General features: G+C 66.6%; 20 protein-coding genes and 2 tRNA genes. 8 read left to right on the plus strand and 14 right to left on the minus strand.

The features are described from left to right. From BCHO_RS03045 to coaD, 9 genes are all read right to left on the minus strand, one after another. The coding region (locus BCHO_RS03045) for an ATP-binding cassette domain-containing protein (RefSeq protein ID WP_156097567.1) at positions 1 to 558 on the minus strand (558 nt) is incomplete at its 3' end. Between the two features lie 106 nt (positions 559 to 664). Further along, positions 665 to 1393 (minus strand): type 1 glutamine amidotransferase, encoded by a 729-nt coding sequence (locus BCHO_RS03050; RefSeq protein WP_024541604.1) that lies wholly within the window; start codon positions 1391 to 1393, stop codon positions 665 to 667. A 252-nt stretch (positions 1394 to 1645) separates the two neighbouring features. Beyond that, a complete protein-coding gene (ilvN, locus tag BCHO_RS03055; RefSeq protein ID WP_024541603.1) occupies positions 1646 to 2200 on the minus strand; it encodes an acetolactate synthase small subunit in 555 nt (184 codons plus the stop codon). A gap of 13 nt (positions 2201 to 2213) precedes the next feature. Continuing rightward, positions 2214 to 4121: an acetolactate synthase large subunit gene (locus tag BCHO_RS03060; RefSeq protein WP_024541602.1), complete on the minus strand. Its 1908-nt coding sequence runs from the start codon at positions 4119 to 4121 to the stop codon at positions 2214 to 2216. Positions 4122 to 4482: 361 nt separating this feature from the next. Next, the gene (gene rnc / locus BCHO_RS03065; protein WP_418215003.1) at positions 4483 to 5250 is read right to left on the minus strand and encodes a ribonuclease III; all 768 of its coding nucleotides are present in this window, start codon (positions 5248 to 5250) and stop codon (positions 4483 to 4485) included. 102 nt (positions 5251 to 5352) lie between these two features. Next, the gene (gene rpmF, locus BCHO_RS03070) at positions 5353 to 5547 is read right to left on the minus strand and encodes a 50S ribosomal protein L32 (protein ID WP_024541600.1); all 195 of its coding nucleotides are present in this window, start codon (positions 5545 to 5547) and stop codon (positions 5353 to 5355) included. A 164-nt stretch (positions 5548 to 5711) separates the two neighbouring features. Then, complete coding sequence (locus BCHO_RS03075) at positions 5712 to 6338, minus strand: YceD family protein (RefSeq protein WP_024541599.1); 627 nt, start codon at positions 6336 to 6338, stop codon at positions 5712 to 5714. Between the two features lie 180 nt (positions 6339 to 6518). Further along, entirely contained in the window at positions 6519 to 7205 is a 687-nt protein-coding gene (locus BCHO_RS03080) for an ATP synthase subunit B family protein (RefSeq protein WP_024541598.1), read from the minus strand. Between the two features lie 37 nt (positions 7206 to 7242). Continuing rightward, positions 7243 to 7731: a pantetheine-phosphate adenylyltransferase gene (coaD, locus tag BCHO_RS03085; RefSeq protein ID WP_024541597.1), complete on the minus strand. Its 489-nt coding sequence runs from the start codon at positions 7729 to 7731 to the stop codon at positions 7243 to 7245. 191 nt (positions 7732 to 7922) lie between these two features. Between coaD and BCHO_RS03090 the strand changes: the two genes are divergently transcribed. Next, entirely contained in the window at positions 7923 to 8264 is a 342-nt protein-coding gene (locus BCHO_RS03090) for a DUF3039 domain-containing protein (RefSeq protein WP_024541596.1), read from the plus strand. Positions 8265 to 8356: 92 nt separating this feature from the next. Here BCHO_RS03090 and BCHO_RS03095 read toward each other — a convergent pair whose 3' ends face one another. Then, positions 8357 to 9364: an aldo/keto reductase gene (locus BCHO_RS03095; protein WP_024541595.1), complete on the minus strand. Its 1008-nt coding sequence runs from the start codon at positions 9362 to 9364 to the stop codon at positions 8357 to 8359. Between the two features lie 296 nt (positions 9365 to 9660). Then, the gene (locus BCHO_RS03100; RefSeq protein ID WP_024541075.1) at positions 9661 to 10989 is read right to left on the minus strand and encodes a nicotinate phosphoribosyltransferase; all 1329 of its coding nucleotides are present in this window, start codon (positions 10987 to 10989) and stop codon (positions 9661 to 9663) included. A gap of 167 nt (positions 10990 to 11156) precedes the next feature. On the opposite strand from BCHO_RS03100, the gene BCHO_RS03105 reads away from it, so the two are divergent. The 5 genes from BCHO_RS03105 (at position 11157) to BCHO_RS03125 (ending at position 16231) form a co-directional block, all read left to right on the plus strand. Continuing rightward, positions 11157 to 11798, plus strand: a complete 642-nt coding sequence (locus BCHO_RS03105; RefSeq protein ID WP_024541074.1) for a Pr6Pr family membrane protein — start codon at positions 11157 to 11159, stop codon at positions 11796 to 11798. 115 nt (positions 11799 to 11913) lie between these two features. Then, positions 11914 to 12684 carry a ribonuclease PH gene (gene rph / locus BCHO_RS03110; protein WP_024541073.1) on the plus strand — a complete coding sequence of 257 codons (771 nt, stop codon included), beginning with the start codon at positions 11914 to 11916 and terminating at the stop codon, positions 12682 to 12684. A gap of 76 nt (positions 12685 to 12760) precedes the next feature. Next, positions 12761 to 13468: a non-canonical purine NTP pyrophosphatase gene (locus BCHO_RS03115; protein ID WP_024541072.1), complete on the plus strand. Its 708-nt coding sequence runs from the start codon at positions 12761 to 12763 to the stop codon at positions 13466 to 13468. A 115-nt stretch (positions 13469 to 13583) separates the two neighbouring features. Then, entirely contained in the window at positions 13584 to 14849 is a 1266-nt protein-coding gene (locus BCHO_RS03120) for a peptidoglycan bridge formation glycyltransferase FemA/FemB family protein (RefSeq protein WP_024541071.1), read from the plus strand. Between the two features lie 95 nt (positions 14850 to 14944). Next, a complete protein-coding gene (locus BCHO_RS03125) occupies positions 14945 to 16231 on the plus strand; it encodes an aminoacyltransferase (protein WP_024541070.1) in 1287 nt (428 codons plus the stop codon). Positions 16232 to 16467: 236 nt separating this feature from the next. On the opposite strand, the gene BCHO_RS03130 is transcribed toward BCHO_RS03125, so the two are convergent. The 3 genes from BCHO_RS03130 to BCHO_RS03140 form a co-directional block, all read right to left on the minus strand. Beyond that, on the minus strand, positions 16468 to 17478 hold the full coding sequence (locus BCHO_RS03130; RefSeq protein ID WP_024541069.1) for an AEC family transporter: 1011 nt from the start codon (positions 17476 to 17478) through the stop codon (positions 16468 to 16470). Positions 17479 to 17538: 60 nt separating this feature from the next. Beyond that, positions 17539 to 17619: transfer RNA gene (locus BCHO_RS03135), tRNA-Leu, on the minus strand. A 95-nt stretch (positions 17620 to 17714) separates the two neighbouring features. Continuing rightward, positions 17715 to 17790: transfer RNA gene (locus tag BCHO_RS03140), tRNA-Thr, on the minus strand. Positions 17791 to 18029: 239 nt separating this feature from the next. On the opposite strand from BCHO_RS03140, the gene BCHO_RS03150 reads away from it, so the two are divergent. Beyond that, positions 18030 to 19241 (plus strand): mannose-1-phosphate guanylyltransferase, encoded by a 1212-nt coding sequence (locus BCHO_RS03150; RefSeq protein ID WP_024541068.1) that lies wholly within the window; start codon positions 18030 to 18032, stop codon positions 19239 to 19241. Between the two features lie 225 nt (positions 19242 to 19466). Beyond that, a complete protein-coding gene (gene pgi, locus BCHO_RS03155) occupies positions 19467 to 21164 on the plus strand; it encodes a glucose-6-phosphate isomerase (RefSeq protein ID WP_024541067.1) in 1698 nt (565 codons plus the stop codon). The last annotated feature ends 233 nt before the right edge of the window (positions 21165 to 21397 follow it).

The raw sequence follows: 21397 nt of genomic DNA on the forward strand, positions 1-21397 counted from the left end.
GAACCAGCGGTCGTGCGTGACGAGCAGCAGCGCGCCGGTGCCTTTCGGCCAGCGGTTCTTGAGATGTTCGGCGAGCCAGTGGATCGTCACGACGTCGAGGTGGTTCGTCGGCTCGTCGAGCGCGAGGATGTCCCAGTCCTTGAGCAGCAGCCGTGCGAGGTCGGCGCGGCGGCGCTGGCCGCCGGAGAGCGTGCCGATCTTCGAGTCGAGGTTGAGGCCGCCGAGCAGCGCCTCGACGATTTCGCGCGACTGCGTCTGCGCCGCCCATTCGTAGTCTTCGCGGCCTTCGAGCGCGGCCTGCCGCAGCGTCGCGTCGTCGTCGAGTTCGTCGCGCTGCCCGAGGACGCCGAAGGTGAGGCCGTTACGGCGGCTCACGCGTCCCGAGTCGGGCGTCTGCTCGCCGTCGAGCAGACGCAGCAGCGTCGATTTGCCGTCGCCGTTGCGGCCGACGATGCCGATGCGGTCGCCTTCGAAAACGCCCTGCGTGACGTCGGTGAAGATGGTTTTCGTGGCGAAGGCGAGGGAGACGTGTTCCAATCCAAGATCAAAAGTCGGCATAGGGAACACTGTAATGGTGGCGCGGTAAATCGGCGGTGCGCGGATCAGCCGTCGGCGTCACCGCGCACCGCCGATTGTCGTATGCGTTCGGCGTATCGATGCGCGCTCAGCGCATGATCGTCTTCGCGTAGGTGCTGCAGCGCGCGGCGAAACCGGAGAAGACCTGTTCGGCGAGCGGCTGCAGCTGCGGATTGCAGGCCGCGTACTGTTCGCGCAGCTGCGACTTCGAGCCGCCAGCGGCCTTGAGCTGCTTGACCATCAGCGGCTCCTCGAGCCATTCCTCGAGCAGCTGCGGCGTCACTTCGAGATGGAACTGCATGCCGAGGGCGGAACCGAAGCGGAAGGCCTGCACCTTCGCGGCGCCGGAGCGGGCGAGCAATGTGGCGCCGTCGGGCAGCGTGACGCAGTCGGTGTGCCATTGCAGCACGTCGAGTTCCTTGCTCCACATCGCGAAGTAGTCGTGACGCTCGACGCGTTTGATCGGCAGCACGCCGATCTCTGGGTCGCCGTTCGTCTTGAGCTTCGCGCCGAGTGCGGTCGCGATGATCTGGTGGCCGAGGCATACGCCGAGCACCGGCTTGCCGACGCTGATCGCGGCACGCACGAGCTTGCCCTCCGCCTTCAGCCCGGGGTAGTTGTCGTAGTCGGTCGCGGACATCGGCCCGCCCATGACGACGACGCCGGCGACCTCGTCGAAGTCCGGCATATCCGGCTTCTTTTTCTTCGCGATGTTCAGCGTCTGAATAGGCAGATTGATCTCTTCAAGTTCGGTCTGGATACGTCCTGGCTTCTCCCAAGCGGCGTGCTGCAGAATAAGGACTTCCGGTTGTGTCATGCCTCCCATTGTGCCATCCGCCCTGACTTGGCGCCTTCGACGATGGCTGTGCGCTGATTTTTCCTCAGCGCGTAGCGTGCGGCGGGGCGCGCGACGCGGAGCAACGTGCCGGCGACCTGTGGTGCGTACGTGTGCGCTGTGCGGGACGCGGAGCGGTGCGTTGGCGACCCGTGCAGCGTACGTGTGCGCAATACGCGATGTGGGGGTGGCGATTCGCATGAATCGCCACCCCCACATCGGGAAGCTGGTACGTCAGCGGCCGGTGATCTCCGAGCCGATGACCTTTTCGCTCAGCGCGCGCGGGCCGCGGCTCATCGCGACGGCGCCGGAACGCACGAGCTCGATGATGCCGTAGTGGTCGAGCAGACCGAGCAGCGCGTCGATCTTGCCGCCCGCGCCGGTGGCCTCGATCGTCAGCGACTCCGGGTTGACGTCGACGACGCGCACGCGGAAGAGGCGCACGATCTCGAGGACGTCGGAGCGGTTGGATTCGTCGGCGGCGACCTTGATGAGCACGAGTTCGCGTTCGACCGTCGTCTCCGGGTCGAGGTCGACGATCTTGAGCACATGCAACAGCTTGTTGAGCTGCTTGATGATCTGCTCGAGCGGCACCTCATCCACCTCCGCCGTCACGGTGACGCGGGAGATATCGGGACGTTCGGTCGGCGAGACGGACAGCGAGTTGATGTTGAACGCGCGCCGCGCGAACAGGCCGGCGATGCGTGCGAGCACGCCCGGGCGGTTCTCCACGAGCACGGACAGTGTGTGGCGCTTGGCTCCCGGCTGGGATGCAGGATACGATGCCATGACGGTGCTCCTCTCAGTTCTCTTCGTTCTCGTCGGCCGCGGACATGTCATCCGCGTCGTCCAGCCTCACGTCGCCGGTTGGGTTGAGCAGCGGCTTGACGCCCGGCATGTACGTGACGTTGTTGTTCGAATCGCCGGCGGCGACCATCGGCCACACCATCGCGTCCTTCCAGACGTGGAAGTCGATGAGCACCGGACGGTCGTTGATCTCGTTGGCCTTGCGGATGCATTCGACGGCCTCTTCCTTCGTGCGTGCACGCAGGCCGACGCAGCCGTAGGCCTCGGCGAGCTTGACGAAGTCGGGGCAGCCGACGAGACCGGTCTTGTCCTCCTCGTGCAGGATCGTCGCCGAATAGTGCTTGTCGTAGAACAGCGTCTGCCACTGGCGCACCATGCCGTACACCGAATTGTTGAGCAGCGCGATCTTGACCGGCGTGCCTTCGAGGAAGGCCGTCGCGAGCTCCTCGCTCGTCATCTGGAACGAGCCGTCGCCGTCGATGAGCCACACCGGCTTCTTGCCGTCGAAGTAGCGCTGCGAGCCGACCGCCGCGCCAATCGCCGCCGGCAGACCGAAGCCCATCGTGCCGAGACCGCCCGAGGAGATCCACTGGTGCGGCTTGCGGAATTTGATGAACTGCGTCGCCCACATCTGATGCTGACCGACGCCGGAGACCCAGATCGTGTCTGGGTCGGCCGCTTCGGAGAGCTGCTCGACGACCCACTGCGGCGCGAGCGTGCCATCCGTCGGCTCGTCGTAGCGCACCGGATACTGCTCGACCCACTTGTTGAGCAGCTTCCACCATGTGCTCAGATCCGGCTTGCCGTATTCGGAGTGCAGCTGTTCGATCTGCGGGATCAGCGCCTGGAGCACCGTCTTGACGTCGCCGACGATCGGCACGTCGGCGACGCGGTTCTTGCCGATCTCCGCCGGATCGATGTCGATGTGGATGACGCGTGCGCCGGGGGCGAAGGCCTCGAGCTTGCCGGTGACGCGGTCGTCGAAGCGCGCGCCGATCGCGACGAGCAGGTCGGAGCGCTGCACGGCGCCGGTCGCCGCGATCGTGCCGTGCATGCCGAGCATGCCGAGCACGGCGGGGTCGTCGTCGGAGACGATGCCGCGCGCCGGCAGCGTCGTGACGATCGGCGCGCCGGTGAGGTCGGCGAGCGCCTTGATCTCGTCGCCGGCGTCGGAACGCACGGCGCCGCCGCCGACGTAGAGCACCGGGCGGAACGAACGCTGGAACAGCTCGGCGGCCGTCGTCAGCACGCGGCCGTGCGCCTCGGTCGTCGGATTGTAGCCGGGCAGGATCATACGCTGCGGCCACGTGTAGTACATCTCCTCGTTCTGCGCGGTCTTCGTCAGGTCGACGACGACCGGTCCGGGGCGGCCGGAACGCGCGATGTAGTGCGCTTCGGCGAGCACGCGCGGCACGTCCTGCGCGCTCGTGACGAGGTACGAATGCTTGGAGACCGGGTACGTCGCGCCGACGATGTCCGCCTCCTGGAACGCGTCGGTGCCGATCGAGTTGACGCCGACCTGCCCGGTGATGACGATCATCGGGATCGAGTCCATGTTCGCGTCGGCGATCGCCGTGATGACGTTCGTCGCGCCGGGGCCCGATGTGACGATGCACACGCCGACCTCGCCGGTGGCGACGGCGTATCCTTCGGCCGCGTGTCCTGCTGCCTGTTCGTGGCGTGCGAGGATGAAGCGGAAGCGCGTGTCCTCGTTGATGGCGTCGTAGACGGGCAGGATCGCGCCACCGGGGACGCCGAAGACGTCCTTGACACCCAGATCCTCAAGAGCGCGGACGAGCGCCTGCGCACCCGTCATCTTCTCGCCTTCAGTGACCGCATGCTTGTGATGGGCCGCGGCGGGTTTCGTCACGCCGCTGAACGCCTGCAGGGGTGTAGGTGACACTGCTGATCCCTCCCTTTTCCTAGGTTGTGTCTGCTGGTTGTCCACGTCATCCTAATGGAAAAGGGTCGTATGGCCGCGGTCATGACCGAATGATGAATGTTTTTTCGGACAGCCGGCCGATGGCGGCGTCCATCCGCGACCGTCGCATGCGCGGACTGCACCCGTCACGTTCGCAACATCGTGCCTACGCGAACGGAATCGGCGCGGATCGCACCCGCAGCGTTCACGAGGTTGCCGCTTGGCGACTGTCATGGGACCAATAGCGCACCCGTCACGTTCGCAAACGGTACCGTTTGCGAACGTGACGGGTGCAGCCTGCGCCGATTCCGTTCGCGATGCGACGTCCGGCCGTCCGCGCCGATCAGTCGCCGTTCGCCGCGTCGTCGTCGACGGCCGTCTGCGCGGCGTCGAGGTTCTTCCATGCCTGTTCGGCGGCGGCGAGCTGCGCCTTGCGCTTGCTCGTGCCGTGGCCGATGCCGACGACGTCGTCGCTGTCGCCGAGCATCGCGCGCGCCGTGAACTGCTGCGCGTATTCGGGGCCGCCGACCGACATCTGGTAGCGCGGCTCGCCCAAGCCCAGCTGATGCGCCTTCACGGTGAGCGACGTCTTCCAGTCGAGCGCGGGTCCCTCGCTCGCGACTTCGGCGAGCGTGCCGTCGACGAGACGGTGGACGACCTCGCGCGCGCCGTCGATGCCGTATTCGACGAAGGTCGCGCCGATCAGCGATTCGACGATGTCGCACAGGATCGAGCTTTTCTCGGCGCCGCCCTGCTCGAGCTCGCCGTGGCCGAGCAGGATGTACGGGCTCGCGTTGAGCTTCGTGCGGGCGATCGCGGACAGCGCGTCCTCGGAGACGGCCTTCGCGCGGATCTTCGCGAGCTGGCCTTCGGTCATGTCCGGATGCGCGGTGAACAGCGTCTCGGTGACGACGAGTTCGAGAACGGCGTCGCCGAGGAACTCGAGACGTTCGTAGTTCTTCGCGTCCGGATGCTCATGGGAGAAGGAACGGTGGGTGAGTGCCTCGACGAGCAGATCCGGCTGCAGCGTCGTGCCGAGCGCCTCCAGTAGCGGATGCGCGGGATTGGTGTCGTCGATGGTTACGGTCACATGGTTGGTCATGTCCGCCATAGTAGTCGGCGCCGTGCGCAGGCTAGGGGAACGAAAAACGCCCTGCCACCCGTCGATGGCAGAGCGTTTTTCGTGTTATGCGTTTAGTCGGCGATCCTTGACTCAGCGCGAGTAGGTGCTGCGGATGGCCTCGCGATAGACGCGGCCGCGGTAGGAACCGCAGGTCGGGCAGGCCATGTGAGCCATCGTCGGAGCGCCGCAGTTCGGGCAGCTGATCGTCGGGACGGCCTTGGTCTTCCAGTTAGCGCGACGCGTACGCGTGTTGGCGCGCGACATCTTGTACTTTGGCAGTGCCATAGTTTGTTTCCTCTATTCGATCGAACAATTGAGCTTAAGCGTTCAGCAGTCTAACGCATTGGTTGTACAAGTGCGACGCACGCGGCTGCGCATGCGTACCGCGTGGCGACTGCGACGCGTGTCGTCTGCGCCGCACGCCGGCCATGGACGACGCAGTGCCCCGCCTACTCGCCGTCCGCGCTGCCTTCGGCCGCCTCGAGCCGCGCCTTGAGCGCCTCGAGGCCGGCGAAGCGGATGTCGGTCGTCTCGTGATGGTGGTCGGGATACTCGTTGAGGTCGATGCCGCACTGCGGGCACAGGCCCCTGCAGTCGGGGCGGCACAGCGGCTGCAGCGGCAGCGCGTCGACGAAGGTGTCGCGGATCAGCGCCTCGAGGTCGGCGAAGGATCCGTTGTCCATCAGCGGATAGACGTCCTCGGCCTCGTCCTCGCCGGCGATGATCTCGACGTCCTCGTCCTGCTTCCTACCCTTGCCGCCCTTCGATTCCGACTGTTCCTCCTCGTAGGGGAAGAACGCCGTCACCTGTTCGCTCCAGTCGTCGTCGAGCGGCGTGTCGCAGCGTGAGCACACGGCGTGCACCGGCGCCGTGAAGGTGCCGGTGAAGATCAGTCCGTCGACGATCGAGTCGAATTGTCCGTTGACGTGGACGTCGGCGCCCTCGGTGACGCCGACGATGTTGTCGCCGATGCCCGACGGCGCCGGGAAGACGCGGTCGAGCGGCATCTGCTGCCCCGCATGCGAGCCGACCTGTGCGACCGGCACCGTCCAATCCGTGTACTGCACACGTGCCATGCGTTCCTCTTTTCTGATTGCTGTGTCTGTCGTTCTCGTCGTCTGCGTCGTCCGCGCACGGTCGCGTCGCCGCACGTCGGCGCAGACGTATCCGCTTCGACCAATCGCCGATCGGAAACGTTTATTCCTCCGTCGGTCGCCGCGCGATTCCCGGCGTCCGCCGCCGCGCGCGACGGCGCGTCACGCCTCCGGGTAGTCGTCGTCGGAGACGTGCGGCACGTTCTGCGCGGCCTTCTGCTGACGGTCCTCGAGCACCTGCAGGCCGCCGGCGACGTCACGCTTGAGCTTGTCGAGCTGCTCCTGCAGATCGTTCATGACGCCGATGCAATAGCGGTCGGCGCCCTGCGTGAGCCGGTCGGAGGTGTGCTGCGCCTTGTTGAGCATCTGCGTCGCCTTCTCGCGCGCCAGCTGCGTGATGTTCTCCTGGCTCGTCAGGAACTGCACCTGGTCGTTCGCGTCGCGGATCATGTCGGCGGCGCGGCTCTGCGCGGAGGTGATGATCACGTTCGCTTGCGACTGCGCGCCTTCGAGGCGGCGCTCCGCCTCGCGCATCAGCGCGGACGCGCGTTCGAGCTGCACCGGCAGCATCGCCTTGAGCGACTGCAGCTGGTCGAGGAAGTCCTCGCGGTCGATCTTCACGAGCGTCGGCGAGAACATCGTGCCCTTCGCCTCGTTGAGCGTGCGTTCCATCGCGTCGATCGTGTCGTAGACGGTCGTGAACTCCTCCTGCTCGCGCGTCGGCTGCTGCGCGTCGCCGTCCTGATGGTCGCGCAGGTCGGGCAGGTCGCTCATGTTGAAGGTCGCGCGGCCGCGCGCGTTCGCGGGAATGTGCTCGTCGGTGTCGTCGACCGGTGTCTCGTCCGTCATTGTCGTCCTTCTTCCATGCGTGGGTGTGCAGCCATCGTCAGTCGTGCGCCGCCCCGAGCGCGACGTTGAGCTTTTCGGCGACGTAGTCGGGGACCATGCCGCGCACGTCGCCGCCGTGGCGTGCGACGTCCTTGACGACGGAGCTCGAGATGTGCTCGAGCACCGGGTCGGCCGGCAGGAACATCGTCTCGATGCCGGCGAGCTTGCGGTTGACGAGCGCCATGCCCAGCTCGGCCTCGTAGTCGCCGTTCTGCCGCAGACCCTTGACGATGACGGTCGCGCCGACCTTCTCGCAGTAGTCGGTGATCAGGCCGTCGGTGGAACTGACGACGATGTTCGTGTCGTCGGGCCCCAATGTGTGGCGGATGATGTCGACGCGCTCCTCCTCGGTGAACAGCGGCGTCTTCGCGGCGTTCACGGCGACGACGACATGCACGACGTCGAACAGGCGCGCGCAGCGCCGGATGACGTCAAGGTGGCCGTCGGTGATCGGATCGTACGATCCGGGGCATACAGCAATAGTCATATGTACAAGAGTAGCGACACGTGGGGTTTTCGAGCCGCGTTTCGCGAAAAAGCCGCGGGAATGCGCATCGGCGGCGCGCGGTTGGTCAGACGGGGCGCATGTCCGCGATGCGCGCGGGCGCGTGCGATATCATGGACGCACCAACGCACTGGACGCGCCGCGCGGGGTGCGCCGCGGAACGGAGAACAATCATGGAAGCATTAATCGAACAGTTCGAACAGCTCGGACAGTGGAGGAACGCGGGGGCGCTCGACGAGGCCGATCCGCTCACGCAGACCGAGCCGGACACGAGCACCGGCACGACGGTGCTCGAACGGCCGGCCGAGGAGGAGCAGGCGCAACGCAGCGACAACGGAGACGCCGACCGCTTCGCGCACTACGTCTCCCGGGAACGCATCGAGGAATCGAGGCTGACCGGACGGCCGGTCGTCGCGCTGTGCGGCAAGGTGTGGGTGCCGAAGCGCAACCCGGCGGACTACCCGATCTGCCCCGAGTGCAAGCGCATCTACGCGGAGTACGGCAACAAGTTCTAAACCCGATTCTCAAGGAAAACGCTCCTCCTCAGCGCAAAACCATTGGCGTGTCGCCGTGGTATTCGCCGCTGAGGAGGAGCGTTTTCCTTCGTTCAGAGGGATAGCGCATCGATGCGCGCGAGCTCGTCGTCGGTGAAATCGGTGTTGTCGAGCGCGGCGATGTCGTCGAGCAGCTGGGCGGGACGCGACGCTCCGACGAGCACCGTCGTCACCGCCGGATCGTGCAGCAGCCACGCGAGCGACATCTCGGCAAGCGACTGGCCGCGCTGCGCGGCGAGCTCGTTGAGGCCGCGGATCTGCCGCATGCGTTCGTCGGTGAGCGCGCTCGCCTGCAGGAAGCGACCGTCGCGCGCGATGCGGCTGTCGGCGGGGATGCCGTGGAGGTAGCGGTCGGTGAGCAGGCCCTGGTCGAGCGGCGAGAACGTGACGAGGCCGCGGCCGAGACGCGCGCCGGTCTCCTTGAGTCCGTTGTGCTCGATTGTGCGGTCGAAGATGTTGTAGCGGTTCTGGTTGACGATGAACGGCACATGCAGGTCGGCGAGGATGCCCATCGCACGCTCCATCGTCGCGCCGTCGTAGTTCGACAGGCCCACGTAGAGCGCCTTGCCGCTGCTCACGGCGGTCGCGAGCGCGCCCATCGACTCCTCGAGCGGCGTGTCCGGATCCATGCAGTGGTGGTAGAAGACGTCGACGTAGTCGAGGCCGAGGCGGGTGAGCGAGTCGTCGAGGCTGTTCAGCAGGTATTTGCGGCTGCCGCCGCGGCCGTAGGGGCCGTCCCACATCTCAAAGCCGGCCTTCGTCGCGACGACGAGTTCGTCGCGGTGCGCGGCCAGGTCGGCGCGCAGGATGCGGCCGAAGTTGCGCTCGGCGGCGCCGGGTTCGGGGCCGTAGTTGTTGGCGAGGTCGAAGTAGGTGACGCCGTTGTCGAAGGCCGTGCGAATCGTCGCGCGCATGTTCGCCGGCGGCGTGTCGTCGCCGAAGTTGTGCCACAGGCCGAGCGCGATGCGCGGCAGTCTGAGGCCGCTGACGCCGCAGCGCCGGTACTCCATCGACTCGTAGCGCGTCGGATCGGGTGTGTAGCTGTCGGTGGCTTCGAACATCGTGACCTCGCTGTCTTGGATGGTTGGTAATGGCTGCCCCCATTGTAACGGTGCCCCGATACTGCCGCTGGTGGCTGCTGCGGCGGCAGTCTGCAGGTGTGTCACCCATGGAATGCCGCTGGTGGTTGCTGCGGCGGCAGTCTGTAGGTGTGTCACCCATGGAATGCCGTTGGTGGCTGCTGCGGCGGCAGTCTGTAGGTGTGTCACCCATGGAATGCCGTTGGTGGCTGCTGCGGCGGCAGTCTGCAGGTGCCTCACCCATAAATCGCCGCCACACCCATTGCCACTACAGCCGCCTACTGCGGCAGGACGATCGTCTGCGTCGGGATCACCGGGTCGCCGCGCATCAGCGACTGCGCGGTGATCGGCAGCGATTTGAGCGCCTCCTCGTGGTGCGTGCGCGCGTTGATGATCGCGTCATGGCCGCGCCACTGGTCGTCGATCTGGCCGTGGTCGACGAAGTCGACGAGCAGGTCCTGCCAGCCCTCCTCGGGCGTGAACGTGTCGAGCTGCTCCTTCGTGCCGGAGATGACGTGCTCGCAGTCGGCGAGCGAGTATTCGTAGGAGCGGAACGCGAGCTTGCGGCCGGGCACCGTCGCCTTGTTTGTCGACTTCTTCGCGACCGGCACCATCGTGCCGTCGTCGCCGGCGCGTTCGGTGAGCTTGTACACCATCGCGCAGGTCGGCGCGCCGGAGCCGGTGACGAGCTGCGTGCCGACGCCGTACGAGTCGACCGGCGCCGTCTGCAGCGACGCGATCGCGTACTCGTCGAGGTCGTTCGTGACCGTGATCTTCGTGTTGACGGCGCCGAGCGCGTCGAGCTGGTTGCGTACGCGCTGCGCGAGCGACGCGAGGTCGCCCGAGTCGATGCGCACGCCGCCGAGCTCGGGGCCGGCGACCTCGACGGCGGTCTTGACCGCCTCCTCGATGTTGTAGGTGTCGACGAGCAGCGTCGTGTTCCTGCCGAGCGCGGCGATCTGCGATTCGAACGCGGCGCGCTCGCTGTCGTGCACGAGCGTGAAGCAGTGCGCGGCCGTGCCGATCGCCGTCAGGTCGTAGAGTTTCGCGGCGAGCAGATTCGCGGTGCCCTGGAATCCGCCGACGATCGACGCGCGTGCGGCGGCGACGGCCGCCCACTCGTTCGTGCGTCGTCCGCCCATGTCCATGCACGGGCGGTTCTTCGCGGCCGACGTCATGCGCGACGCGGCGGCCGCGACCGCCGAATCGTAGTTGAGGATCGACAGGATCAGCGTCTCGAGCAATGTGCATTCGCCGAACGAACCCTCGACCTGCAGGATCGGCGAGTTCGGGAAGTACATCTCGCCTTCGCGGTAGCCGCGGATCGAGCCGTGGAATGCGAAATGTTCGAGCCAGTCGACTGTCTCCTTGTTGACGATATGGCGGTCGCGCAGGAACTTCAGGTCCTCGTCGGCGAAGTGGAAGTCGGCGAGCGCGTCGAGCAGCCGGCCGGTGCCGGCGACGACGCCGTAGCGGCGGCCTTCGGGAAGGTGGCGCGTGAAGACCTCGAACACGCAGTCGCGAGACGCGGTGCCATCCTGCAGCGTCGCGTCGAGCATCGTGTACTCGTACATGTCGGTCATCAGGACCGGGTTGTAGTCGACCATGGGAACTCTCTCCTTGGATCCTTCAGGGTGCCCCGCGCGGATGGCGCGAACGGGCGCATGTTGCGCACCACAGTAGTCGGGCGCCGCGGCAACGGGCGGCATGCGCCCATATCGTGAGGCGTCCGGCGCGCGCCCGCGGTGCACGGCGCTGCCGGTATGCTGGGGACATGCGTTTCATTGCGGGAATCTGGCGGCTGGCGATCGCCGCGCTATGTATCATGGGCACGTCCGAAGCGTGGACGATACCGAACCGTTGGGTGTACTTCACGTTCCAGACCGGCGCGCTCATCGCCTTCGTCATGCTGTGGGCGGGCGCCGCATCGCTCGTGCACGGCGAACAGCCGCCGGCGTGGCTCAAGGGGATGGCGACGACCTATGCGATCGTCGTCGCGCTTGTCGCGTTCTTCATGATGCCACCCGACGATCCTCGTTATGTGCCGCAGATCCTCGGCATCATGACGAACACGATGCTGCACCGCATCGTGCCGGTCATGGTCGTCATCGATTTCATCGTCTTCGACGTCCACCGCCGCTACAAGCCGACCTATCCGCTGCTGTGGCTCATCTACCCGCCGCTGTATCTGGTCTTCGTGCTCGCACGCGCATGGTGGTGGCCGCACGGCGTCGGCCCCGGCGTCGGCGGCAGCCCGTATCCGTATGCGTTCCTCGATCTGCCGTCGATCGGCTGGGTGAACTTCGGCGTCGCATGCCTCAAGATCGTCGCCGCGTTCCTCGTCGTCGGCGCGCTCGTGTGCATCATCGACCGCGCGATGCCGGCGCGCGCGCCCGCCGGCGGCAAAACGGCGTAGCCGCGAGCATGGCGGCGGCCGCATATGCGGCTATCATCGGTAACGAAGTACAGCGAACACGTCGTCGCGCCGTCGCGCGCCGCCGCCGCACAGGCAATCCGAAGGAAGCCACAGCATGGAAATCAAGGACATGATCAGTTCGACCACCGTCATCCGCCCCGACGGGCGGCAGAGCGATGAGCTGCGGCCGGTACGCATCACGCGCGCGTTCACCGACGTCCCGGAGGGCTCGGTGCTCATCGAATGCGGCAACACGCGCGTCATGTGCACGGCCACGTTCACGCAGGGCGTGCCGCGCTGGCGCAAGGACAGCGGTCTCGGCTGGGTGACGGCCGAGTATTCGATGCTGCCGCGCGCCACCGCCGAACGCACCGACCGCGAATCGGTGCGCGGCAAGGTCGGCGGCCGCACGCACGAGATCAGTCGCCTGATCGGCCGCTGCCTGCGCGGCGTCGTCGACATGAAGGCGCTCGGCGAGAACCAGATCCAGCTCGACTGCGACGTGCTGCAGGCCGACGGCGGCACGCGCACCGCGTCGATCACCGGCGCGTACGTCGCGATGGTCGACGCGTTGCGCTGGGCGCAGAAGAACCGCCGCATCCGCAGCGCGAAGCGCGTGCTCAAGGACAGCGTCTCCGCAGTGTCGGTCGGCGTCATCGACGGCCGTCCGATGCTCGACCTGCCGTATCTCGAGGACAGCCGCGCGATGACCGACATGAACGTCGCGATGACCGGCTCGGGCGAGTTCATCGAGATCCAGGGCACCGCCGAGCACCGTCCGTTCTCCCGCGACGAACTTAATGTGTTGCTCGACCTGGCGACGAAGGGCAACCGCGAGCTGCAGGCCGCGCAGCGCGCCGCGCTCGAGGAGCTCGACGCTGAGTGAGCGGCTGCGCCGCAGCCGCCGCCCGTGCTTGACCACCATCGTTTGAATACCGCAGATACCGCAGGAAAGGAGCGCCATGAAGATCGTCGTGGCGACGCATAACGAAGGCAAACTCGTGGAGATCCGCGCCATTCTCGCCGAACGGCTCGGCGATCGCGCCGACGAGATCGAACTGGTGTCCGCAGGCAGCCTCGGACTGTCCGACCCGGTGGAGACCGGCGTCACCTTCGAGGCGAACGCGCTGCTCAAGGCGCGCTTCGTCGCGCTGCGCACCGGCTTGCCGGCGATCGCCGACGACTCGGGGCTGATCGTCGACGTCATGGGCAACGCGCCGGGCATCCTGTCGGCGCGTTGGAGCGGCGAGCACGGCAACGACGAGGCCAACAACCGTCTGCTGCTCGCGCAGATCGAGGACATCCAGGACGACGACCGCACCGCGCGCTTCCGCTGCGCCGCCGCGCTCGTCGCGCCGGTGGCCGACGAGGAGGACACGGCTGACTTCGACGCCGCATCCGGCGACGACATCGATGACGGCGACGGCCTCGAGGACGCGCAGGAGACCGTCGTGCTCGGCGAGATGGCCGGCACGATCGTGCGCGCGCCGCACGGCACGAACGGCTTCGGCTACGACCCGATCTTCATGCCCGACGACCAGCCGGCCGAGGCGGTCGCGAGCGGCGAGCTGCTGACGAGCGCGCAGATGACGCCCGAGCAGAAGAACGCGATCTCGCACCGCGGCAAGGCGCTGCGCGCGCTCGTGCCGGCGATCGAGGCGCTGCTGTAGTCCGGTCGCGGCGGCGTCGTACGCCGCTCGTCCGTCCGATGATTTCGATGATTCCGATGGTGCAGCGCGCGCTGCAGTACGGCGCCCACAGGCGCCGATGAGTGGAGGTTTTGTGATGCGGCAGTTCGTGTTCGCCGATCTGACCCGTGACGAGTTCGCCGGTTTCGCGGCGCACGCCCGGCACGGCAATTTCCAGCAGACCGTGATGATGGCCGACCTCAGGGTCGCCCAAGGGCAGACGATCGACTACGTCGGCGTGCGCGAGCACGGCGCGGTCGTCGCGGCGGCGCTCGTCGCCACGCACGGCTCCGGCCTGACCGCCTTCAGCACGATCGCCGACGGCCCGCTGTGCGACCTCGACGACCGCGAACTGACCGTCTTCCTCATCGACCACATCGCCGCGATGGCGAAGCGCCGCCGCCACGCCGTGCATCTCGACATCACGCCCGAACAGCCGTACCGTCTGCGCGACGCGCAGGGCGAGCCGCTGCCGGGACAGACCGGCGAGCCCGACACGGCGATGATGGCCGACCTCAAGGCCGCCGGCATGGCGCACGGCGGCTTCACGCGCGGCTACACGGCGGTGCCGCGCTGGCGTTTCCTCAAGGACCTCGACGGCGTCGCCGACGGTGCGGCGCTGCTGAAGACCTTCAGCAAACGCACGCAGTGGAGCGTCAAGCGCGCGCAGTCGATGGGCGTCGAAGTGCGCCGCGTCGGCCCCGACGAACTCGGCGTCTTCGCGTCGATCGAGCAGCAGACGGCGGAACGCCGCCATTTCGAATACCGCGGCGAACAGTACTTCCGCAAGTTCGCGAAGGCCTTCGGCGACGACGTGCATTTCCTCGTCGCGCAGATCAACACGCAGGCCTACCATGACGCGATGCAGCGCAAGCGCGACGATCTGCAGAAGCTCGTCGACGATCTCGACGCGAAGCTCGCGCAGCGCGAGACGACGAAGCTGCGCCGTCGGCACAACGAGGAGTCGAACAACCTCGCCGCGGCGACGAAACGCTACGAGGAGGCGGCCACATTGCTCGAACGCGGCCGATTCATCCCGGTCGCCGCGTCGATGTTCGTGACGGTGCCGCAGGAGACCGTCTACCTGTTCTCCGGCAGCGTCGAAGAGTACAAGCCGTTCTACGCGAGCGCCCTGATCCAGTACGAGGCGATGCTGCACCTGTGCGTCGAACGCGGCGTGCCGCGCTACAACTTCTACGGCATCGACGGCGTCTTCGATGATCCGGACAGCGAGGGACGCGGCGTGCTCGAGTTCAAGCAGGGCTTCGACGGCTACGTCGAGGAGCTGCCCGGCGAGTTCATGCGCGTGCTGCGGCCGGCCGTGTACAAGCTCGAACGGCTCGCGCACCGCATCCGCGGATGAGCGGCGGCGCGCGGCAGACACGCGGCGAGCGCAGCGGACAGGCAATCATGGCAGCAGATGGGCACACGGATCAGCACAGGGGAGACGGAACGACGATGGCGACACGGAAGACGGCGCAGGCGAACGAAGGACGATGGACGGCGACGCAGCTGACGGCGCAGGAGATGGACGCATTGTCCGGCAGCGATCCGCTCGGCGACTTCCAGCAGACTTCGCAGATGGCGGCGCTCGCGGCGAAGCACGGCTCCGTCTGCTCGCAGGTCGGCCTCAGGGACGCCGACGGCCATATCGTCGCAGGCGCGATGATCGCCTACACGCCGAGCCGCTTCGGCATGGCCGGATCGATCTGGCTCGGCCCGGTCTGCGACCCCGACGACGCGGCGATGATGGCCGCGATGAGCGACGCGATCCGCGCCGACGCGAAGCGCCGCCATGCGATCAGCGTCTCCTGCTGGCCGAACCTCGTCTACCGGCTGCGCGCTTCGGACGGCACGCCGACCGAGGAGCCGCACGACGAGTACCTGCGCGCCTTCGAACGGCTCGGCTGGCAGCATCAGCCCTTCACCCGCGGCTACGACAGCGTCATCAACCGCTGGGTGTACGTCAAGGACCTCACGCCCTACGACACGGCCGACGCATTGCTCAAGTCGTATGAGAAGCGCACGCAGTGGAGCATCGAGCGCGCGCGGTCGATGGGCGTCGTCGTCAGGGAGGTCGGCGCCGACGAACTGCACGTCTTCGCCGACATCGAACGGCAGACGGCGCAGCGCCGCCATTTCGCCTACCGCGGCGAACAGTACTTCCATGATTTCGCCGACGCCTTCGGCGACCGCGCGCATTTCCTCATCGCCTACATCGACACGGCCGCCTACGAGGCGTCGATGCAGCGCAAGGCGCAGCGGCTCGAGGAGCTCGTCGCCGGCCTCGGGGAAAAGCTCGCGCAGCGCGAGACGACGAAGCTGCGCCGCCGCCACAACGAGGAGTCGAGCAATCTCAAGGCCGCGCACAAGCGGCTCGACGCCGCACGCGAACTCAAGGCGCGCGGCGCGATGCTGCCGGCCGCATGCTCGCTGTTCGTGACGCATCCGAACGAGACCGTCTACCTGTACTCGGGCAGCGTCGAGGAGTACAAGCCGTTCTATGCGAGCGCATTGATCCAGCACGAGGCGATGGTCAAGCTGTGCCTCGACAAGGGCATCACGCGCTACAACTTCTACGGCATCGACGGCGTCTTCGACGATCCGGACAGCGAAGGCCACGGCGTGCTCGAGTTCAAGCAGGGCTTCAACGGCCATGTTGAGGAGCTCGTCGGCGAGTTCGTGCTGCCGGTGAGCCGTGCGCGCATGGCGCTCAGGCGCACGCTGAAGAAGGTCCTCGGCTGACCGTTGCGCGGCGGCTGTGACGCCTATCTGCGCTGAGGGGGAGCAACTTCCTCGATGTAGGCGGGTATCCGGCCTCATCGGCGTTGGAAATCCGCGGTTGCCGAAGGCCATACTTGCCGTTTCGGGAGAAGTTGCTCTCCCTCAGCGCAGATGGGGGCGCCGGGCCTGTACGCCAGGGCGCTGCGGCGCCGCATGCATGTCAGGCCGCACATGTCGGCACATATCCGCACATGATCTCACAGCATTCCGGCGGCGATCAGCATGTGGGCGCCGGTCATCAGCAGGATGCTGATGGCGGCGGTCACGGCGAGCGAGAAGCCGGCGAGCCTCGCGTTGCCGAGCACCTCGTCGGTGAACAACGTCGAGAACACGGCGATCGGCGCGAGGCAGCACATCATCGTCGCCTCGCGGATCATCGGGTCGAAGGGCAGCAGGAACCACGCGGCGGCCGCGAACAGCAGGCCGAAGGGCAGTCGCCAGGCGATGACGCGCAGCACGGCGAGGACGTCGCGTCGGTCGGAGGGTACGTCCATCAGCATGCCGACCATCAGCATCGCGACGGAGGCGTTCGCATTCGCCAGCGGCGCGAACAGGTCGGCGAACCAGACGGGCAACGTCACGCCGATCGCCGTCAGCACGATCATGACGACGTAGACATCGAAGGGGACGGAGCCGACGAAGCCCTTGAGGATCGTGCGGCGCAGCGAACGGCACGCGAGGCGTCTGGCGTCGGGGTCGGTCGGCTTCTCATACGGCAGCGTCGGCGTGTCGCCGGCGCCCTGCTCGGCGAGCGTGCGCCCGGGGCGGATGTGCAGCAGCGTCTGCGTCATCACGTTCGTGCCGGCGGCCACCATGATGCAGTTGCCGATGTCGAACATCGCGGCCGGCACGACGGCGGCGGAACCGAGGAAGGCCTGCACGACCGGGAAGCAGAAGCAGCCGATGTTCAGGCCGGAGGCGTTGAGCATCAGGAACGCGCGGGACGCGATCGGGTGGCGCGACGTCGCCAGATAGATGACGACGACCGGGATCAGCGCGACGACGAAGCCGTAGGCGGACAGCCACAGCAGCGACAGGTCGTGCGGGTTCCTCGCGAACGAGTAGACGATCGCGCCGGGAAGGACAAGGTCGAACAGCACGACCTGGATGATGCGGTAGTCGCGCGGGCCGAACAGGCCACGACGCTTGAACAGATAGCCGACGACGATGATGCACAGCAGGGAGATGGGCTGGAGCAGCGTGAGCATGGTGGCCTCGGTCGCGGATGGGCGGATGGATACGCGAAAGGGACGGATGGGTGGTCCGCGTGCGCGAGATGGGACTCGAACCCACACGTCGAAGACACAGGAACCTAAATCCTGCGCGGCTACCAATTACGCCACTCGCGCGTCACTGCACCGTTTCGTCTTCCGGCCGTCCCGCGGTGCAGATGGCGCGCGAGTGATCGGAAAACAAAAACCCTAGGCCGTGTAGCCTAGGGCAGTGGAGCCACTTGACAGAATCGAACTGTCGACCTGCTCATTACGAGTGAGCCGCTCTACCGACTGAGCTAAAGTGGCGTGCTTAGTGCACAAGATGGTGAGTATAGTCGATGCCGGGCGATTGCGCAATACGCGCGTGTCGCGCGTGTCGCGGACGGTGTGGCCGGCGGGGAAATCGTCGGGATGGTCGTGGGGTTTTTGTGGGGGGCGGACGGCGAGGAGGCACCGCGTGAGGCGATGCGCGAGGCCGCGCGAGGCGAGGCGTTGCAAGGCGTCACGCGTTCGCGCGACCTGCGCGACTGTGTAAGATGAACGGCATGAGTAACGGATTCGACGATTTCTACGCCATCATCCCCGCAGGCGGCACCGGCACGAGGCTGTGGCCGTTGAGCCGCGAAAGCAAGCCGAAGTTCCTCTTCGACCTGCTCGGTCAGGGGCGCACGCTCATCCAGACGACCTTCGACCGTCTCGCCGCGATCTGCGGCATCGACCATGTGTGCGTGAGCACCGGCGAGCGCCACGTCGCCGCCGTGCGCGAACAACTGCCGGAGCTCAGCGCCGAGCATATCTTCGCCGAGCCGTCGCCGCGCGATTCGACGGCGGCGATCGCGCTCGCGACGGCCGTGCTGATGCGCCGCCACGGCGACGACATCATCGTCGGATCCTTCGCCGCCGACCACGTCATCCGCGGCAAGCTCGCGTTCATCGAGGCGGTGCGCCAGGCCGTGCAGACCGCGCGCGTCGGCTACGTCACGACGATCGGCATTGCCGCGTCGCGCCCGTCGACGGCCTTCGGCTACATCCACGAAGGCGGTTCGCTCGCCGCGCAGATTCCCGACGCGCCCGACGCGACGCTCGTCGAACGCTTCGTCGAGAAGCCGAACGCCGTCACCGCGCAGGCGTATCTGTCGACAGGCGAATACCGTTGGAACGCCGGCATGTTCGTCATGCGCGCGAGCGTGCTGATGGACCATCTGCACAAGGAGAAGCCGCGGCTTGCGCGCGCGATCGACGCGATCGCCGACGCGATCGTCGACGACGACCGCGCCTACGAGGCGGCCGTCGAGACGGCGCGCGCGCAGGGCGAGAACCCGCGCGAGAGCGTGCACCGTGAGGACTTCCGCGCGCATCGCGATGCGGCGATGGCGAAGCACTGGCCGTCGATCGAGAAGATCGCCTTCGACTACGCCGTCGCTGAACCATTGTCCGTCGAAGGCGGCGTCGCGATGATCCCCGGCGACTTCGGATGGGATGACATCGGCGACTTCAATTCGGTCGCCGCGCTGCTGCCGAGCGTCGACGAACGCAACAACAAGGTGCTCGGCTCGCTCGACGACGTCTCGACGCTCGACTCGGCCGGTGACGTCATCGTCGCCGGCGGCGGCCGCACGATCGCGCTGCTCGGCGTCAACGACATGGTCGTCGTCGACACCGCCGACGCGCTGCTCGTCGCGCCGCGCGCTCGCAGCCAGGAGGTCAAGGCGATGGTCAAGCATCTGGCGGAATCGGGTGCGGACGAGCTGCTGTAGCCGCCGCGCGCGTGTGGCGGCGGCGACGTTCCGCCGTTTTCGGTTAACGTCGTTAAGCAATGAGAGGTCGCACATCGCGCCCGGCGCGACGTGCGGCACTGTCTTATTTCGTGAGTAGTGTGTGTGTTCTGTGAAGCGTTGCAAACGTATGCCGACTGACGGCGGCGCGGACGGCGCCATCGCAGCACGCGCGCTTTGCAGAAGATGATGATGAAAGGACCAACAATGGCAATCAATCCTCCAGTCGACGCCACCCAAACCGAGGCGTGGGCCAAGCTGCAGCGCCACTATGACGACATGCAGACCGAAGGGGTCGACCTCAAGAAGTGGTTCGCCGAGGACGAGAACCGTGTGGATGCGCTGTCCTTCGACGCGGGCACGCTGCATTTCGATCTTTCCAAGAACCTGATCAAGCCGGAGACGCTGCAGCTGTTCGCCGAACTCGCCAAGGAAGTCAAGCTTGCCGAGCGCACCGAACAGATGTACACCGGCGTGCACATCAACAACACCGAGGACCGTGCCGTGCTGCACACCGCGCTGCGCCGCCCGGCCGAGGACGAGGGCAAGTACATCGTCGACGGCCAGGACACCGTCAAGGACGTCCGTGAGACCCTCGACCGCATGTACGCCTTCGCCGACAAGGTCCGTTCCGGCGAATGGAAGGGCGTCACCGGCAAGGAGATCGAGACCGTCGTCAACATCGGCATCGGCGGTTCCGACCTGGGCCCCGTCATGGCGTACGAAGCGCTCAAGCCGTTCGCCGACGCCGGCATCAAGGCGCGCTATGTCTCCAACATCGACCCGAACGACATCGCCGAGAAGACGCGCGACCTCGACCCGGAGACGACGCTCTTCGTCGTCGTCTCCAAGACCTTCGGCACGCTCGAGACGCTGACGAACGCGCGTGAGGCGCGTGCGTGGCTCCTCGAGGAGCTGCAGGCCTCCGGCGCCATCGACGGCACCGGCGAGGCCAAGGCCGACGCCGTCGAGAAGCACTTCGTCGCCGTCTCGACGAACCTCGAGCGCGTCAAGGAATTCGGCATCGACCCGAAGAACGCCTTCGGCTTCTGGGATTGGGTCGGCGGCCGCTACTCCGTCGATTCCGCCGTCGGCCTGACGCTGGCCATCGTCTTCGGACCGGCCCGCTTCGAGGAGTTCCTCAACGGCTTCCACCAGATCGACGAGTACTTCAAGAACACGCCGTTCGAGAAGAACGTCGTCGTGCTCATGGGCATGCTCAACGTCTGGTACCGCAACTTCTTCAAGGTCGCCTCGCACGCGGTGCTCCCGTACGACCAGTACCTGCACCGCTTCCCGGCGTACCTGCAGCAGCTGACGATGGAATCCAACGGCAAGTCCGTGCGCTGGGACGGCACCCCGGTGACGACCGAGACCGGCGAGATCTTCTGGGGCGAGCCGGGCACGAACGGCCAGCACGCGTTCTTCCAGCTGATCCACCAGGGCACGCAGCTGATCCCGGCCGACTTCATCGCGTTCGCGAACACGCCGAACCCGCTCAAGGACGGCGACCAGGACATGCACGAGCTGCTGCTCGGCAACTACTTCGCGCAGACGAAGGCGCTCGCCTTCGGCAAGACCGCCGACGAAGTGCGCGCCGAGGGCACACCGGAGGACATCGTCCCGGCCCGCGTGTTCACCGGCAACCGTCCGACGACGTCGATCATGGGCGTCCGCCTCGATCCGTTCGCGCTCGGCGAGCTGATCGCGCTCTACGAGCACATCACCTTCGTCGAGGGCACCGTCTGGGGCCTCGATTCCTACGACCAGTGGGGCGTCGAGCTCGGCAAGCAGCTCGCGAAGGAGATCACGCCGGCGATCTCGCAGAACGACGAGGCGCTCGCCGCGCAGGACGCGTCCACGCGCAGCCTGATCAACTTCTACCGCAAGGTCCGCGAGTTCTGATTCTCGGCGGTTTCTCGGCGGCAGCTGGTGCGGCTAGCGACTGCGGCTGTCATTGCTGGTGGCTGACGCTGTTGCGGCTGTTACTGCTAGCTGCTGCCGTTTAGGTAGCTGTTGCTGCTGGATAGCGGTTGCGGTTGCTGCGGCGGCGTCTGCTGTCAGGTAGTTGCCGCCGAGATAGCCGTGATCCATACATAGGGTGCATGGCCCCGCTGCGGGCTGTGCACCCTTTTGCT

This window comes from Bifidobacterium choerinum, assembly GCF_000741135.1.
Taxonomy (GTDB): Bacteria; Actinomycetota; Actinomycetes; order Actinomycetales; family Bifidobacteriaceae; genus Bifidobacterium; species Bifidobacterium choerinum.